Annotated in this window: 13 protein-coding genes; 4 read left to right on the forward strand and 9 right to left on the reverse strand. The window is 71.9% G+C overall.

Features of this window, described 5'->3' with window-relative positions:
* Positions 1-117: 117 nt before the first annotated feature.
* The gene (locus I5071_RS13385) at positions 118-282 is read right to left on the reverse strand and encodes a hypothetical protein (RefSeq protein ID WP_157069150.1); all 165 of its coding nucleotides are present in this window, start codon (positions 280-282) and stop codon (positions 118-120) included.
* Between the two features lie 179 nt (positions 283-461).
* Between I5071_RS13385 and I5071_RS13390 the strand changes: the two genes are divergently transcribed.
* From I5071_RS13390 to I5071_RS13400, 3 genes are all read left to right on the forward strand, one after another.
* Entirely contained in the window at positions 462-1,232 is a 771-nt protein-coding gene (locus I5071_RS13390; RefSeq protein ID WP_236607640.1) for a ParA family protein, read from the forward strand.
* On the forward strand, positions 1,229-2,152 hold the full coding sequence (locus tag I5071_RS13395; RefSeq protein WP_236605832.1) for a ParB/RepB/Spo0J family partition protein: 924 nt from the start codon (positions 1,229-1,231) through the stop codon (positions 2,150-2,152). Before I5071_RS13390 ends, I5071_RS13395 begins: the two co-directional genes overlap by 4 nt.
* Positions 2,153-2,294: 142 nt before the next feature.
* Positions 2,295-3,656, forward strand: a complete 1,362-nt coding sequence (locus I5071_RS13400; RefSeq protein WP_236605833.1) for a hypothetical protein — start codon at positions 2,295-2,297, stop codon at positions 3,654-3,656.
* Positions 3,657-3,694: 38 nt separating this feature from the next.
* Here I5071_RS13400 and I5071_RS13405 read toward each other — a convergent pair whose 3' ends face one another.
* From I5071_RS13405 to I5071_RS13430, 5 genes are all read right to left on the reverse strand, one after another.
* Entirely contained in the window at positions 3,695-4,486 is a 792-nt protein-coding gene (locus I5071_RS13405; RefSeq protein WP_236605834.1) for a sterol desaturase family protein, read from the reverse strand.
* 43 nt (positions 4,487-4,529) lie between these two features.
* On the reverse strand, positions 4,530-5,387 hold the full coding sequence (gene folD / locus I5071_RS13410; protein ID WP_236605835.1) for a bifunctional methylenetetrahydrofolate dehydrogenase/methenyltetrahydrofolate cyclohydrolase FolD: 858 nt from the start codon (positions 5,385-5,387) through the stop codon (positions 4,530-4,532).
* Entirely contained in the window at positions 5,384-8,611 is a 3,228-nt protein-coding gene (gene ileS, locus I5071_RS13415) for an isoleucine--tRNA ligase (protein WP_236605836.1), read from the reverse strand. The genes folD and ileS overlap by 4 nt, the downstream gene beginning before the upstream one ends.
* A gap of 80 nt (positions 8,612-8,691) precedes the next feature.
* On the reverse strand, positions 8,692-11,295 hold the full coding sequence (locus tag I5071_RS46600) for a MopE-related protein (RefSeq protein WP_268921227.1): 2,604 nt from the start codon (positions 11,293-11,295) through the stop codon (positions 8,692-8,694).
* 380 nt (positions 11,296-11,675) lie between these two features.
* Positions 11,676-12,455 carry a hypothetical protein gene (locus I5071_RS13430; protein WP_236605837.1) on the reverse strand — a complete coding sequence of 260 codons (780 nt, stop codon included), beginning with the start codon at positions 12,453-12,455 and terminating at the stop codon, positions 11,676-11,678.
* Here I5071_RS13430 and I5071_RS13435 point away from each other — a divergent pair.
* The gene (locus I5071_RS13435; protein ID WP_236605838.1) at positions 12,441-13,913 is read left to right on the forward strand and encodes an SH3 domain-containing protein; all 1,473 of its coding nucleotides are present in this window, start codon (positions 12,441-12,443) and stop codon (positions 13,911-13,913) included. The genes I5071_RS13430 and I5071_RS13435 overlap by 15 nt on opposite strands.
* 505 nt (positions 13,914-14,418) lie before the next feature.
* Here I5071_RS13435 and I5071_RS13440 read toward each other — a convergent pair.
* From I5071_RS13440 to I5071_RS46605, 3 genes are read right to left on the reverse strand one after another with little or no spacing between them, the layout of a single operon-like run.
* Positions 14,419-15,486, reverse strand: coding sequence for a prolipoprotein diacylglyceryl transferase (locus I5071_RS13440; protein WP_236605839.1), 1,068 nt, complete (start codon positions 15,484-15,486; stop codon positions 14,419-14,421).
* 7 nt (positions 15,487-15,493) lie between these two features.
* Positions 15,494-16,168: a signal peptidase II gene (gene lspA / locus I5071_RS13445; protein WP_236605840.1), complete on the reverse strand. Its 675-nt coding sequence runs from the start codon at positions 16,166-16,168 to the stop codon at positions 15,494-15,496.
* Between the two features lies 1 nt (position 16,169).
* Positions 16,170-16,295: a hypothetical protein gene (locus tag I5071_RS46605; RefSeq protein ID WP_268921228.1), complete on the reverse strand. Its 126-nt coding sequence runs from the start codon at positions 16,293-16,295 to the stop codon at positions 16,170-16,172.
* Positions 16,296-16,339 lie beyond the last annotated feature (44 nt).

Raw genomic sequence — 16,339 nt, forward strand, 5'->3', positions numbered from 1 at the left:
CCGGAGGCAGGTGGGACGCTCTCGCGGATGAGAAGTGGGCCTCGAAGGGGGCGACCTCCGAAGCCCGGCTGCGAGCGCGTCCCGGAGGCAGATGGGACGCTCTCGCGCGAATGCGGATCAGTCGAAGTCCAGCTCGGCTGGATCCTTTTCGGCTTCTTCGACGCGACGCTCGAGGTTCGCGTCGGCGTACAGATCGTCGAGCGACCAGCCGAGCTTGATGTCGGTCCGGATCTCTTCGCGCTCGAACTCCTCGATCGAGTGGTATCGCTTCGGTCCACGCATCGTGATCGACTCCCCTGCTCGGCAGCGCAGCGGTCGCGACTCCAGCGCTATCATCTGCGCCGCGCGACCACGTTGTCCTACATGTGCGCTTGTCTACCACTGACGATCGCGAGGACAAAAAAAGGTGCAACGCGAAGCGGTTGAAGCGGATCTCCCGCCCTGATAAACCGGTCGCCCCTATGGCCGAGGTCCTCGCGATCGCGAACCAGAAAGGCGGCGTCGGTAAGACGACCACCGCCGTCAACCTCGCCGCGAGCCTCGCCGTCGCCGAGCAGCGCGTGCTGCTCGTCGACATGGACGCGCAGGCCAACGCGACGAGCGGCCTCGGTCACGCGCCATCGTCGATCGAGCGCGGCACCTACGAGGTGCTGATCGGCGAAGCGTCGCTGCGCGACGTGCTGCTCGAGACCGCCGAGCTGCCCACGCTGAAGATCGCGCCGACCACGCCGGATCTCGCGGCGATCGAGACCGAGCTCGCCGACGTCGAGGATCGCGTGACGCGTCTTCGCGAAGCGATCGCGACGGTGCGCGACGACTTCGACTTCATTCTCGTCGACTGCCCGCCTTCGCTCGGTCTGCTCACGCTCAACGCGCTCGTCGCGGCGGACGCGGTGCTCGTGCCGATGCAGTGCGAGTACTACGCGCTCGAAGGGCTCTCGCGCCTGAGCGGCACGATCGAGCGCGTGAAGAGCGTGCTCAACGAGCGGCTCCACGTGAACGGCGTGCTCCTCACGATGTACGACCCGCGCTCGAACCTCGCGCGCGAGGTCGCGGACGAGGTGCGCAAGCACTTCCGCGTGTTCGAGACGGTGATCCCGCGCAACGTGCGGCTCGCGGAGGCGCCCTCGCACGGCAAGCCCGTCATCCTCTACGACGCGGGCTCGCGCGGCTCGCACGGCTATCTGAGCCTCGCGCGCGAGCTGCTCGGCGCATCGTCCGAGGCGGCATGAGCCCCGCCGATCCCAAGCAGGGAAAGCGGCTCGGCCGCGGTCTCGATGGTCTGCTCGGGCCCGCGCCCGCGACCTCGTCGTCGCCGGGCACCACGAAGGCCGCGCCGCCCGCGCCGCGTGATCCGGTCAGCGCGGCGATCGAGGACGTGCACCCGAACCGCGCGCAGCCGCGCACGCGCTTCGACGAAGGCAAGCTCGACGAGCTCGCGCAGTCGATCCGCGAGCTCGGCGTGCTCGAGCCGATCCTGGTGCGCAAGCGTCCGCAGGTCGCGGGCGAGCCCGCGGGCGGCTTCGAGATCATCGCGGGTGAGCGCCGCTGGCGCGCGGCGCAGCGCGCCGGGCTGCGCGAGGTGCCGATCGTCGTGCGCGAGCTCTCGACGCAGACCGCGTTCGAGGCGGCGATCGTCGAGAACCTGCAGCGCGAGGACCTCAACGCGGTCGAGACCGCGCGCGCGCTGCAGCGCCTCATCGACGAGCACGGGCACACGCAGGAGACGATCGCGCAGAAGGTCGGCAAGGACCGGACGACGATCGCGAACTCGCTGCGCCTCCTGAAGCTCCCGCAGAACGTGCTCGAGCGGCTCGAGAACGCCGAGCTCAGCGAGGGCCACGGGCGCGCGCTGCTGGGCGCGCCGAGCGCAGCGCAGATGTCCAAGCTCGCGAAGCTCGCCGTCGAGAAGGGCTGGAGCGTCCGCGAGACCGAGCGTCAGGTGCGCGCGATCGCGCGCGCGAGCGAGCCCGCGAAGGACGGCGAGGAGACGGCGAAGACGAGCAGCGCGAACGTGCGCGACCTCGAGAACCGTCTGAGCAAGAGCCTCGGCGCGCGGGTCACGCTCTCGGATCGCAAGGGCGAGGGGCACATCGAGATCAACTACTCGAGCTACGACGAGCTCGACCGGTTGCTCGCGAAGCTCCTCTGACCTTCCCCGGGGGGCTGTGCGCCCCCCTGTCGACCCCCGAGCTGCGCGCGGGTCCCCAGCCCGCTTGCGGTGCACGCTGCACGACGGTTCCTGGTCACCTCTGAGCGCTGAATCGCGCGCGAGAGCGCGCCGTCGAGGTCTCATGCGAGAGCGACTGCTCGTCCTGGCGGTGCTCGCGATCGTCACGGCCGCGTGCGGCGGCGGTGCCGAGAGCGTGCGACCGACCACGCCGGACGGAGATCACTGGGAGTCGGCGCAGGACCTGCGCTTCGTCGCGCCGGCGCGCTGCGCCACCGGCCCCTTCGAGGTGCGCTTCCCCGCGCGCGAGATCACGTGGGGCCGAAGACTGACCATCGAGGCGTACGGCCCGCGGCGCATTCCCCTCTACTACTCGATCGTCCGCCGCCACGGCGACGCGGTCCGCAGCGAGCTCAGCGGCTCGTGGAACGACGTCAGCCCCGAGGCGCACGCGCGATGCCGCGGCGACGCGGCCGCGAGCAGCGCCGCGCCCGGCGCACCGAGCGCGGCGGGCGGTGAGATCCTCCGTGCGTCCGACGCCGTCGCGCGTCCCGGCAGTCCCGCGGCTCCCGAGGTCGCGCTCTCGGCGATGCCCGAGCTCGTTCCCTTCGCCGACGAGCCCGAGGGCTACCAGGTCGCGCTGAGCCAGGGCTACGCGTACTTCCCGCTCGGCGTGCCGACGCGCTTCGCCGACGGGATCCACACGTGGCAGTACGACGACACGCCGCGCGATGCGGGCGCCGAGATCGTCGTGCGCGTCTGGCTCTCGGCCCCGAGCGATCTCGACGGCATCGTCTTTCGGTTCCGCGACCAGGACCTCGTGCCGGACGGCTCGCCCGAGGAGTACGCCGCGCGCTTCGCGGCACGCGTCGAGAGCGAGCGCGTGCGCGCCGCGGAGTACCACGCGACGGTGCGCGCCGACGAGGAGCGCGAGACCGCGCGCTGCGAGCGCGAGCCCGACGAGGCGCGCTGCGTCGCGCGACGCACCCAGCACCCGGCCCAGCCGCCCCCGCCCCCGCTCGTCGAGACGCAGCCGCCCACGCCGTCGGCCGACGTCGACTGGGTGGCAGGGTTCTGGCGCTTCGATCAGGGCGTTCTCGACTACGTGTGGGTGCCGGGCACGTTCGTGGTGCGCCCACCGCCGCCCGCGCCCGAGCAGCCGGAGTTCGTCGCGCGCGCCCCCGAGCCGCCGCCGCCTCCGCCGTTGCCGCCGCCTCCCCCGCCCGAGCCGCGGGCGACCCGCGAGATCGACGTCGAGATCCCGCCGCCGCCTCCGCCGCGCACCGAGGTGATCCCCGTGCCGCCGCGCGTGCCGGGCGTGGTGTGGGTCGCGGGCGCGTGGCGGCTCGAAGGTCGCGCGTGGGTCTGGGTGCCGGGCGCGTGGCAGCTCCCGCCGAGCGCGGGCGCGCGGCCGATCGCGCCGACGGTGCGCGAGCGCAGCGGCGTGCGGATCTACGTGCCCGGCGGGTGGATCGACATCCACTGATTAATGAGTCCGAGGGACCGGCGGGCGGGCCGAGCGCGTCAGTCCTTCGGCGCCAGCTTCTCTTTGAGCGCCTTCATCGGGGTGCCGCCGAAGACGCGCTGGTGCACCGCGAGCCAGTCGGGGAACTCGGTGCCGAAGAGCACGTCCATCGTCGCCGCGACGAAGCCGTAGTGGCCGTCGAAGCGCGCGTGGTGGAGCGAGTGGTACGAGATCGGGTTCGACCAGAGCAGCGTCGTCCATCGCGTGCTGCGCGTCGGGAACATCTCGGCGTTCGCGTGGCCCGCGATGTTGCCCGACCAGTGGAGGCTCAAGAAGACGAACCATCCACCGGCACCGAGCAGACCGAAGTGCGAGAGCACGACCGGCGGCACGAGCATCATCACGATCCAGCCGATCGCCTCGGCAGGATGCATCGAGAGCCCCGTCATCGGCGTCGTCACGAGCGACTCGTGGTGCCAGCGGTGCATCCAGAAGAGCGCCTTGCTGTGCATGGCGCGGTGCATCGCGTAGTAGCCGAGCTGGAACGTGTACCAGGGCACGAAGAAGCCCGCGATCTCCGCGGCCCAGCCGCTCGAGAAGCGCATCGCGCCGCTCGCGAGCACACCCGCGAAGACCGGCACGAAGAGCACGTGGAACAGCGCGGTGCCGATCATCTCGTGGCGCAGCTGACCGCGCTTGAGCGGCACGTCGAAGACCTTGCGCCCGCGCTTCCACGCCGCGCGCTCCGCGGCGTAGCCGCTGACGAGACCGATCGCGGTCAGCGACGCGCACAGCGCGAAGCACGCGATGAGCAGCTCCCCGTACGATCGCGCCCCGATCCAGTCGTTCACGAGGCGAGTCTGGGACCTATCGATCGATAGGTCCAGACCCGTTTCACCACGACGCGCGTCGCTCCGCGGCGTCGACCGTGTTCGAGAGCAACATCGCGATGGTCATCGGCCCGACGCCGCCGGGCACCGGCGTGATCCACGACGCGCGCTCCGCCGCGCCCGCGTACTCGACGTCGCCGATCAGCTTCCCGCTCGCGCTGCGGTTGATGCCGACGTCGATCACGACCGCGCCGTCCTTGATCCAGTCGCCGCGCACCAGCTCGGCCTTGCCCACGGCCGCGATCACGACGTCGGCCTCGCGCACCCGCGCCGCGAGATCCTTCGTGCGCGAGTGCGCGAGCGTCACCGTCGCGTTCTTCGCGAGCAGCATCGCCGCGATCGGCTTGCCCACCAGCGCGCTGCGCCCGATCACCACCGCACGCGCGCCCTCGAGCTCGATGCCGGTGTGCTGCAGCAGGCGCATGCATCCCCACGGCGTGCACGGACGCAGGCCCGGACGGTCGCTCCACAACAAGCCGGTGCTGATCGGCGTGAGCCCGTCGACGTCCTTGCCCGGCTCGAGCACGTCGATCACACGCTGCGAGTCGAGGTGCTTCGGCAGCGGCAGCTGCACGAGGATCCCGTCGACGTCGGGCGCGGCGTTCAGCTCGCGCACCTTCGCCTCGAGCGCCTCCTGGGTCGTGTCGCTCGGCATGCGATGCACCGCACCGCGGATGCCGACGGTGCCCGCCTGCTTCTCCTTGCTGCCGACGTAGACCTGGCTCGCGGGGTCGTCACCCACGAGCACCACGTCGAGCCCGGGCGCGCGCCCGTGCTTCTCGACGAACGCCTTCACGCGCTCCGCGACCTCGGCCTTCACCTCCGCCGCGATCGCCTTGCCGTCGATGATCTTCGCCGTCACGTCGCCACCTCGATCCAGAACGTCAGCTTGGCGCCATCGACGTCGGCTTCGTGCTTCGTGCCCGCGCCCATGCCGCGATCCATCCGCGTCGCGAGCACCTCGCCCGCGACGTATGCGCCGTGCTCGCCGAGCGCCTGCGCGAGCTCCCCCTCGGCCTCCCACGCGAGCGCGATGCGCGCGTCGAACGCGAGGTCCATCGTCTTGCGCGCGCCCTGGATCTTGCTGACCGCCTCGCGCGCCATGCCCTTGCGGCGCAGCGCGTCGTCGACGTGCGTGTCGAGCACCACCACGCGGCCGCGATCGCTCGCCGCCGCGAAGCCTTCCTTCGCGCTCAGCCGGATCTCGACCTCGCTCGCCTCGAGCTCGATCGTCGTCTCGGGGAGCGCGAGCACGATCTTCCCGTTCGACTCGAGCTCGCGATAGAGCGCGCTGCCGTCCGCCTTGCCCAGCGCGGCCTTGCACGCGGGCACGTGCTTGCCGAGCTTCGGCCCGAGCGCGCGGAAATTCGGCACGAGCTGGAACTGCACGATCTTCTCGGGCTCGCTCGTGAAGCTCAGCTTCTCGACGTTGAGCTCGTCGACGATCGCGTCCTGGAAGCGCTCGACGGTGCGGCGATCCGACTCGTCGGTGACGACCACGATCGCCTCGGCGAGCGCCTGACGCACCTTGAGCTTGCCCTGTGCCCGCACCCGCGCGCCGAGCCCGACGATCGCGCGAGCAGCCGCCATGTCGCGTCGCAGCGCGTCGTCGCGGCGCTCGTCGTGCGGCTTCGGGAAGTCGGTGAAGTGCACGCTCGCGGGCGCCTCGGGATCGTCGGTGCGCACCAGGTTCTGGTAGAGCGACTCCGCGAGGAAGGGCGTGAACGGCGCGATCAGCTTCGCGAGATCGACGAGCACCTCGTAGAGCGTCGCGAACGCCGCGCGCTTGTCCGCGGCCTCCTCGGACAACAGAGCACCCGACGCCCAGAAGCGCGCGCGGCTGCGCCGCACGTACCAGTTCGACAGCGACTCGATGAAGTCGGAGAGCGAGCGCGCCGCGGGGTGCGTGCGATAGGCCTCCAGACTGCCGCGCACGTCGCGCACCGTCTGATCGAGCTCGGCGAGGATCCAGCGATCGAAGTCGTGTCGCTCCGACACCGCGGGGCGCGGCATCGACGGAGTCCATCCGTCGATCGACGCGTAGGTCACGAAGAACGAGTAGACGTTCCAGACCTTGAGCAGGAACTCCTTGATCGCCTCGACCGCGCCGCCCTCGAACCAGCGGTTCGTCTGGCCCGGGACGCTCTGCGCGTAGAGCGCCCAGCGCACCGCGTCGGCCCCGTAGAGATCGAACATCTCTCCCGGGTCCTTGTAGTTCTTCTTGCTCTTGCTGAGCTTCTGGCCCTTCTCGTCGGTGATCAGGCCGAGCACCACGCAGTTCTTGAAGGGGTGCGGATAGCCCTCCTTCTCGAAGAGCATCGTGCTGATCGCGAGCAGCGAATAGAACCAGCCGCGCGTCTGATCGACCGCCTCGGTGATGAAGTCCGCGGGGAACTCGCGCTCGAACTGCGCCTTGTTCTGGTGCGGATAGCCGTGCTGCGCGAAGGGCATGCAGCCCGAGTCGAACCAGCAGTCGATCACCTCGGGCACGCGGCGATAGACGCCGGGCTCACCGGGGTTCTCCCAGGTCACCTCGTCGACCCACGGCTTGTGGACCATCAGGTGATCACTGAGCGACGGATTGGCCTCCTTCGCGCGGCGCCAGTGATCGAACGCGCGCGGGTTCTTCGCGAGGATCTGCTCGACCGAGTCGATGCACTCCATGCGACCGCTGACGTCGTTGATCCAGATCGGCAGCGGCGTGCCCCAGAAGCGCTCGCGGCTGAGGGCCCAGTCGACGTTGCTGCGCAGGAACTCGCCGAAGCGACCTTCCTGGATGTGCTCGGGCTCCCAGTGGATCGTGCGGTTGTTCTCGATGACGCGGGAGATCTCCTGCGTCGTCCGGATGAACCAGCTGCGCCGCGCGTACTGGATCAGAGGATCGGTGTCGCGCCGCCACGAGAAGGGATATTGGTGGCGATAGACTTCCTCTTTGAACAAGAGTCCACGCTGCCGGAGATTGCGGATGATGTCGCGGTCCGCCTCCTTGCAGAAGCGACCCGCGAAGTCCGTCACGCGCTCGTCGAAGGTGCCGTTCGGGCGAACGAGCTGGAGGAACCCGAGGCCCTGCTGCTTGCAGACCTTGAAGTCCTCTTCGCCGAACGCGGGCGCGACGTGCACGATGCCGGCGCCGCTCTCGAGCGTGACGAAGTCCGCCGCGATCACGTGGTGCGCGGGGCCGCCTTCGGGCTCGGCGTAGGAGAACGGCGGCACGTACTTCGTGCCGAGCAGCGCCTTGCCCTTCTTGGTCTCGACGACGCGGTGCTCCTTGTCGCCGAGCACCTTGCCGATCAGCGCCTGCGCGAGGATGAGCCGCTCGCCCTCGACCTCGACGACCGCGTAGTCGAAGTCCTCGTGCACCGCGAGCGCGATGTGGCTCGGCAGCGTCCACGGGGTCGTCGTCCACGCGAGGAACGAGGTCTTCTCCGCACCCGCTCCGCTGTCCGAGAGCGGGAAGCGCACGAACACCGAGGGATCGTCGACCTCTTTGTAGCCCTGGCCGACTTCACCGGCCGACAGCGCGGTGCCGCCCTGGGGCCACCACCAGACGATCTTGTAGTCCTGGTAGAGCAGGCCCTTGTCGAAGAGCGTCTTGAGCGCCCACCACACGCTCTCGACGTACGGCTTGTGGAACGTGACGTAGGCCGCGTCGAGATCGACCCAGAACGCGATGCGCTGGGTCATCTTCCGCCACTCGTCGATGTAGCGGAACACGCTCTCGATGCAGCGATGCGTGAAGGCCTCGACGCCGTACGCCTCGATCGCCTGTCGCCCGCTGATGCCCAGCGCCTTCTCGACCTCGACCTCGACCGGCAGACCGTGGGTGTCCCAGCCGCCGCGCCGCGGGACGTGCCAGCCCGTCATGCTGCGGTAGCGCAGGAACACGTCCTTCATCACGCGCGTCAGCACGTGACCCGGGTGCGGCATCCCGTTGGCGGTCGGCGGGCCCTCGAAGAAGACGAAGGGCGGCTTGCCCTCGCTCGACTCGACCGAGCGCTCGAAGATGCGCTCGCGCTGCCAGAGGTCGAGGAAACGGCGCTCGAGATCGGGGAACGAGACCTTCTGCGGAACCGGCTCGAAAGGCATGGGGGCGTGGATCTATCACGCCCCCACGCCTCACGCGCGCCCGCTCGGTCCAGCTGAGTGCCTGCGCGCGCGAGCCGAGCTCAGTCCGGATATCGACCGACGTACGCGCGGCCCGGCACCGCGCCCGTCGCCTCGCAGAGCATCGGCGCCGCCGGGCGCACCGTCCCGCTGATCTCGCACGTGGCGGGGTTCACGCTGATGCGCACGCGGCCCATCCCGCCCGCGCCACCCGGCCCGCCCGCCGGGTTTCCGCCGCCGCCGCCGCCGGCTGCACCGCCGGCTGCGCTGACCGTTCCGCGCAGCACGAGCTCCGGTGCCGCGAGATAGACCACGCCGCCCGAGCCGCCGCCGCCGCCCGCGAGGAACTGGTTCTGGTTGCCGCCGCGCCCGCCGTCGGCGCGCACCGCGCCCGTCGAGCGGATCTCGATGCGCGTCGCCGACGCGATCCGCACCGCGCCGCCCCCTCCGCCGCCCCCTCCGCTGCCGCCGACGAGTGAGCCCGAGAAGTGCCCGAAGCCGCCGCCGCCGCCGCCCGAGCCCGGGCGGAACGTCGTCGCCACCGCGAGATCCGCCGCCGCATCGGCGCCGATCGATCCACCGCCGCCGCCGGCGGCCGTGCCGCCAGGCACGCCGCTCGTGCCGGCGTAGGGCGCGCCCAGCGCGAGCGCGCCGCCCACGCCCGGCCACGCCGAGGCCACCCCGCTGAGCGCTCCACCCGCGCCGCCGCCGGGCCCGCCGCCCGCGCCGCCCGCGCAGCTGATGCCGCCACCGCCGCCGCCGCCCGCGCTCCCGCCGCCGCCGCCGCCGCAGATGTACTGGTACCCGCCGGCGCCGCCGCCCGCCTGACCGCCGAGCCCGCACGCATTGGTCGTCGACGCGTCGACGCCCGAGGGCCCGATCCCGCCCACGCCGCCGGGCTGGCACATCGACGTCGTCCCGGTCGCGCCCGCCGTGGTCTGTCCGGTCGCGCCCCCGCCGCCGTTGCCAGCCCCGGGCACGCCGGCCGTGATGCCCGTGCCGCCGGCGCCGCCGCTCACGTCGATCGATCCCTCGATCACCACGTTCCCGGTCGCGCGCAGATCGAGGACGCCGGTGCCGCGCGCCCGCACCGTCACGCCGGCGCGCACGTGGATCGTCGTGAAGTCGTAGACGCCGGGATCGAGCACCACGTCGGCCTCGGGATCGAACGCGCCGTCCTCGCCCGAGCTCCGGAACGTCCCGCGCACGCAGCTGCGCCCGACGCACGCCTGATCGTCGGCGCAGCGCACCCCGCAGCCACCGCAGTTGAAGCGATCATCGGTGATGCGGACCTCGCAGCCGTCCGGCTCGATGCGGTTGCAGTCGGCGCGATCCGCGTCGCACGTGATCCCGCAGAGCCCGTCCTCGCAGATCGCGTCGGCGTAGGGGCGCGCGCGGCAGCGCAGGCCGCACTCGCCGCAGTTGTCGGGATCGCTCGCGACGTCCGCGCCGCACCACCCGCCGTCGGGCGGCCCCGCGTCCATCCGCACGCCGCCGTCGGGGATCGCGGCGCAGCCGTCGTCGACGGTCCCGTCGCAGTCGTCGTCGCCGTAGTTGCCGCAGCGCTCGCCCGCGCGCGGGCTCACCTGGGGATCGCCGTCGTCGCAGTCGGGCTCCTCGATCGCCGCGCCGCACGCCGCGTCGGCGAAGCCGTCCTCGTCGTCGTCCTCCCAGTCGTTCGTGCCGAGCACGAAGTCCGCGAGCCCGTTGCAGTCGTCGTCGATGCCGTTGCAGACCTCGTCGGCCGCGGGATGGCGCATCGGATCGGCGCCCGCGCAGTCCAGCGGGAAGATCGACGCGCCGGCGACCGGCGTGCACGAGACCGTCGATCCGCCGGGCACGCCGAAGCCGTCGCCGTCGGTGTCGGGGTACCACGGCACCGCGACCGTCGCTTCGTCCACCCGGGTGTCGCAGTCGTTGTCGACGGTGTCGCAGAGCTCCGGCATCGCGCCGTGGCGCATCCGGTTCGTGTCGTCGCAGTCGTCGCCCTCGAGCGCGAAGCGTCGCGTGCCCGGGCACGCGCGCATCGGCGCGTCGGGATCGCCGTGGCCGTCGACGTCGAGATCGGCGAAGCCCGCGACCGACACCGTCTCGTCGATCGCGCCGTCGCAGTCGTCGTCGAGCCCGTTGCAGACCTCGGGCGATCCCGGCTGCACCGCGCGGCGCGCGTCGTCGCAGTCCTCGCCGCGGCTCGTGATCTCGCCGCCGATCTCGTTGCGGCAGCGCATGTCGTCGAGCCCCTCGCGATCGACGTCGCGCGCGCCGTAGGTCGTGCGATCGCAGTCCTCGTCGACGCCCTCCGCGTCGCAGATCTCCACGCCGCCCGGGAAGCGCCGCGGGTCCTGGTCGTCGCAGTCGTCGCCGCCGCACTCGGAGCGCTCCGCGCCGTCTCCGTCGACGTCGGGATCGAGCGAGCACGAGGGCGCGCACTCGTCCGCGTCCTCGCTGCACGTCTCGTCCGCCTCGCACGCGGGAGTGATCGTGCAGACCTGGTTCACGCAGCGGTCGGCGCCGGTGCAGAAGAGCCCGTCGTCGCAGTCGTCGTCGTCGTCGCAGGCGCGCCCGACGTCGCTCGCGTCGAAGCCGGCGTCGGAGGGGGCTGGATCGTCGTCCCCGCACGCGACGAGGACCGAGAGCGAGAGCACCAACAGCAAGCGAGCGTGCATCGCGCGCGAGGATAGACGAACGCGCGTCAGTCCGCGCGCGCGCAACGCGCGGTGGTCTGGCGCACCACGCCGAGCTCGCGCGTCGCGATCGTGCGGGTGGGTGATCGCGGACGAGAGCACCGGCCGGCGGGCGTGCGGGGAGGTGATCGCGGACGAGAACACCCACCCGGAAGCGCGCGGGTGGGTGATCACGGACGAGAACACCCACCCGGAAGCGCGCGGGTGGGTGATCACGGACGGACACACCCGCCCGGAAGCGTGCGGATTGGTTGCTCGCGCGCGAAACACCCACCGGGAAACGCGCGGGTGGGTGATCGCGGACGGACACACCCGCCGGGAAGCGCGCGGGTGGTCGATCGCGCGGATCGACCACCCGGGGATCACCCCGCGGCGGGCGGCGGGCGATCGCCCGCGTCGTCGTCCTCGTCGCGCCCGCGGCGGGGCGCGCGCACGGTATCGAAGAAGAGGTCCTGCTGCTCGCGATCGCGCGGGAAGCGCTGGCGGATGACGCTCGCGGACACGTCGTACGCGCGGCAGAAGTCGTCGCGGGTCGCGAGCTCGTTCGCGTAGGCCTGTCCGAAGGCCTGGGCGGCGGTCGCGCGGGCGGCGAGCGCTGCGTCGAGGCTCGCCACGGCGTTGGTGAGGCGGGGCAGGTGCTCGGCGCGCAGCGGCTCGGCGGCGCCGAAGGCGGTGAGGCGCTGCAGGACGCGGCGGGCGGCCGCGCTCTGAGCGGCGGCGCGCGGCGTCACCTCGGCGGCGATCCCCGCCGGGAAGATCGCGCTCGCAATCTCCCCGCCGCGGCCGCGATCGAGGGCCTCGGCGGCGCTGCGGAGGGCGCGCAGCTCGAGCTCGACCTCGCGCTCGGCGAAGCGCACGAGGACGCGGGGCTCGATCATCGCGAGCTCGGCCGAGGCGCGGACCGCGGCGGCAGCCACCAGCGCCGCATGCACCGGCTCGAACGACGCGACGAGATCCGCGAAGGCCGCGCCCGCACGACGGAGAGCGGCAAGGTGGAAGCGCCCCAGTGGGTCGAGGCGCGACGACGAGAGATCGGGAGTGGGCATCTGCATGCGATGGAGGCTCGCACGCGCGAGGAGAGGCGCGGAAGGGGGGCGACGACCGGCCCGACCGCGAAGCGATCGTAAGTGCACGCCGGGCACGGTGTCGGGCCGGATCGACTAGACGTTCGGGGCATGTCCACGCCCTCGCGAGACGCGCGCCTGCTCGCAGTGGTCACCTCGTTGACCCTGGCGTGCGGATGCTCCGGCACCGCGGTGGAGCCGCCGAGCGCCACGATCGAGCCGGAGCGCCCCGCCGCCGCCGAGGCCGCCGAGCCACCGCCGTCGGCACCCCCGCCGCGCGCGACCGCCTCGACCGCGCTCGAGGCGATGCTCGTCCACCACGCCGCGGGCGACGCGCGGCCCGACGCAGCGGCGCTCCTCGTGTTGCAGCAGGCGCCTCTCGCAGCGGCGCAGGCGGTCGTGCTCTACGCGTGGGACCAGAGCGCGTTCGACCGCGCTGCGCTCCTCGCGCGGGATCCTTCGATCGCGCCGGTGCTCGCGCGGCTGGGGGCGGAGGTCAGCCTCGAGGCGGCGGATGGTGGTGAGCTCTGCCGGGACCGCGACACGGCGGTGGGCGAGCTCCGCTGTCGGATCGAGCTCTCGCCGACCGAGGCGCTCGCGCTGCGCGAGCTGTGCGAGGTGAGGAGCATCGGGATCGCCGTCGTCGAGGAGGAGCGCCCCGGCGTCTTCGCGATCGCGCGCGCGCAGCAGCTCGTCGCGCACGCGTGTGAGCCCAGCGCGCGGCAGAGCGAGCTCTCGGTGTCCGACCTCGACGGGGACGGCGCGCCCGAGATCCGCGCGGTCGTCGAGACGATTGCCCCGATGCCGCTCCACATGCCGCCCGAGCACCCCGCCGACCTGCGGGTGCGGTCGGCGTTCTTCCTCGATGCTCGCGATCTCCATCTCCAGCTCGAGGTCGAGCTCGAGGTCGACAGCTGGGGGAGCTCCTGCGCCGAGAGCGTGCTCGAACGTCGGGTGCAGATCCGCTTCGCGGCGCGCGACGACGGGCGCCTGGTTCCGACGGTGAGCGGCCGTGAGCGCGTCGAGGAGTGCCCCGACGACGACGACATCGCCGACGGAGCGATCGAGAGGCGTGTCGAGGCGAATTGCCGGTACGTCGACCAGGAGGATCGCTGGAGCTGCTCCCCCGACGTCGCGACGGCGCTGGACGACGAGGTGCGCATCGGCGGGCACTCCCTGCGATCGAGCGCCGAGCGCGGCTGGCGTCGCGGTGAGCTCCTCGGCCCGGGCGGCGCCGGCGCTCGATTTCCCGCGATGCGCGCGCAGATCCAGCGCGTTCTCGCGCTGGAGGCGGAGGATGCGCCTCGAGCGCCGAGCGGCACCGTCGTCTGCCCGGTCCGCGTCGAGGATCCCGCCCCGCCGCTGCACGTGCGCGCCGAGCGCTCGTCGCGCTCCGCGATCGTCGGCGACCTCGAGAACGGAACCGTCGTGGCTCCGCGCGAGCGACGCGGGAGCTGGGTGCGCATCGACGCACCGGTGCCCGGCTGGGTGTGGAGCGCGAGCCTCCGAGACAGCTGCAATCGGCAGCGCGAGTGATCTCGAGCGCGAGATCTCGAGGTCGTCATTCGCGCGCGAGAGCGCGAGCCCGTCCATTCGGCTCACGATGGGCGATGCCAGCACGAACCGTGTGAGCTCCGCGCCGTCGCTCCCGCGCCGTCGCTCCACATCCACCACGACTCATCGGGCGAGGCGCGGAGCGCGAGCCCGCCCAATTCGGCTCACGAAGCCGAAGGCGAGTCGGTCCGCGCGTGGTCGAGCGAGGACGCGAAGCGGACTCGGGCGACCACGCGCTCTCCTCCACCACGAAGAGAGCCGCGCCCTCCCCTCCGCGCGCGGCCGAGACCTCACCAGCAGGGCGGGGGGCACGGGGGCCGAGCGATCCCGCAGCGGCCTCCCGACGCCGACCAGGTTCCTGCGCGGTCCGCAGAGGGAGCGCGAAGCGCTCACGACGCGGACGACCCCGCCACCCGACGCCTTACCGCGATCGCCCGAGATCCGCGATGACTAGCGAGGCCCCCGTGCCCCCCGCCCCGCCGAAGCCTCACCCCGCGCGAAGCATCGCCGAGCTCCGCCGCTGCAACACCGGCCACAACGCAGCAGCAGCCACCACGATCACCACGCCGACCCACTGCGACGTCGACAGCGCCCCGACCCCGCCACGATCGTCGGCCCGGAAGAACTCGAGCACGAAGCGCAGCACCGCATACGCGATCATCGACACGCAGAAGACCTGCCCGTCGAAGCGCTTCCGCGGCTCGAGCCACCCGATGATCGCGAACGCGATCAGCAGCGACCCACCCGCCTCGAGCAGCTGCGTCGGGATCACCGGCAGCGAGGGGTGCGACGGATGCTCGAGCAGGTGCGCGCGCCACTGCGCCTCGCTCGCGGGCGACCACGCGGGGAACGACACGCCGAACCACGCGTCGGTCGGCTGACCGAAGCAGCACCCTCCGAACCAGCACCCGAGCCGCCCGAAGAAGAGCCCGAGCGGCAGGATCATCCCCGCGAGGTCCAGCGTCTTGATGCGCGGGAAGCCTTCCTTCTTGAGGAAGTACATCGCGTACCCGATGCCGAGCACCATCCCGCCGTACCAGGTGAGCCCGCCGGCCCAGAACCGCGCCCACGCGAAGCAGTCGGCCTCGGTCGGCCTGCACACGTTCGCGGCCGCGTCCCACGCGCCCTGCACGGACTCGCTCGCGCACTGCTCCGGCGTGATGTGCCAGGCCACCTGCGACGGGTCCGTGCAGAGGTGCACGTAGTCCATGAAGAACCCGTCGAAGAGCACGTGCGCGATCCGCGACCCCGCGACCCCGGTGATCAGCGAGATCAGCGCGAGATCGATCAGCACGTCGTGGTCGCGCTTCTCGCGCTTGGCCCACCGCACCGCGAACCACGTGCACGCGGCGAACGCCGCCATGAGCATCGTGAAGTACGCGGGGATCGGCTCGTCGAACGCGTGTGCCGCGATCGCGCCCAGGGCGACCAGGAGCGCGCCCCCGAGCACCGGCTTCGGATCGAGATCGCGGCGGATGCTCCAGACGCCGAGCGCGCCGAGCAGCACGACGACACAGACCGCCGCGATCAGGCGCCCGTCGAAGGTCGAGATCACGCGGCCGTCATTCTCCGGCCGCTTCCCGCGGATCGCCAGTGCGCTGGTCGCCCGCCCCTTCGGCGGTCTTCGTCTTCGCGGCCGGCGCGGCCTTCTCGTCCACCTTCGCCGGCTCCTCGCGACGGAAGCCGTCGATCAAGAGGAGCACCACGCCGATCGTGATCGCGATGTCGGCGACGTTGAACGTCGGGTAGTCGAACTCGTCGCGCCAGTGCCAGTGGATGAAGTCGACGACGTACCCGTAGCGGATGCGGTCGATCAGGTTCCCGAGCGCGCCCGACACGACGAAGGGCACGCTCCACGCGAACCACGGCCCACCGCGGCCCTGGATGAAGAGCCACAGCAGCACGATCGTCGCCGCGGTCGCCGCGATGCCGAAGATCGTGGTGCGCAGCGCGGTCGGTGCGTTGCGCAGCAGACCGAACGCCGCGCCGCAGTTCTCCGCGTACTCGAGCTCGAACACGTCCTCGATGACGACGAGCCCGGGACGGCGCGCGCGCTGGTACCGGATGTACCCGTCCTCGTCGGACGCGCACACCTCGGGGCGCTCGCCGGTGCGCTCCGCGCTCAGCGCGTTCTCGGCCCACGTCTTGGTGCCGATGTCGAGCGCGACGAGCGCGATCGTCGACACGATGCACGCGGCGATCAGCGCGCTTCCGCGGCGCGTCGTGGTCGGCGCCACGTCAGTGCCCCGCGGGCTCGGAAGGAGCGGCCGCCGGCGACGCCTCGCGATCGGCGCGCGTGAAGAAGGGGCACCCGGGCAGCATCGTGAGCGTGCCGAGCGCGAGAAGGACCAACAGGACGCGCATGCGGCTCGTCGTGTAGCAGAGCGAGAGCCCGTCGCAAAGACCGA

This window comes from Sandaracinus amylolyticus (assembly GCF_021631985.1).
Lineage (GTDB): Bacteria > Myxococcota_A > Polyangia > Polyangiales > Sandaracinaceae > Sandaracinus > Sandaracinus amylolyticus_A.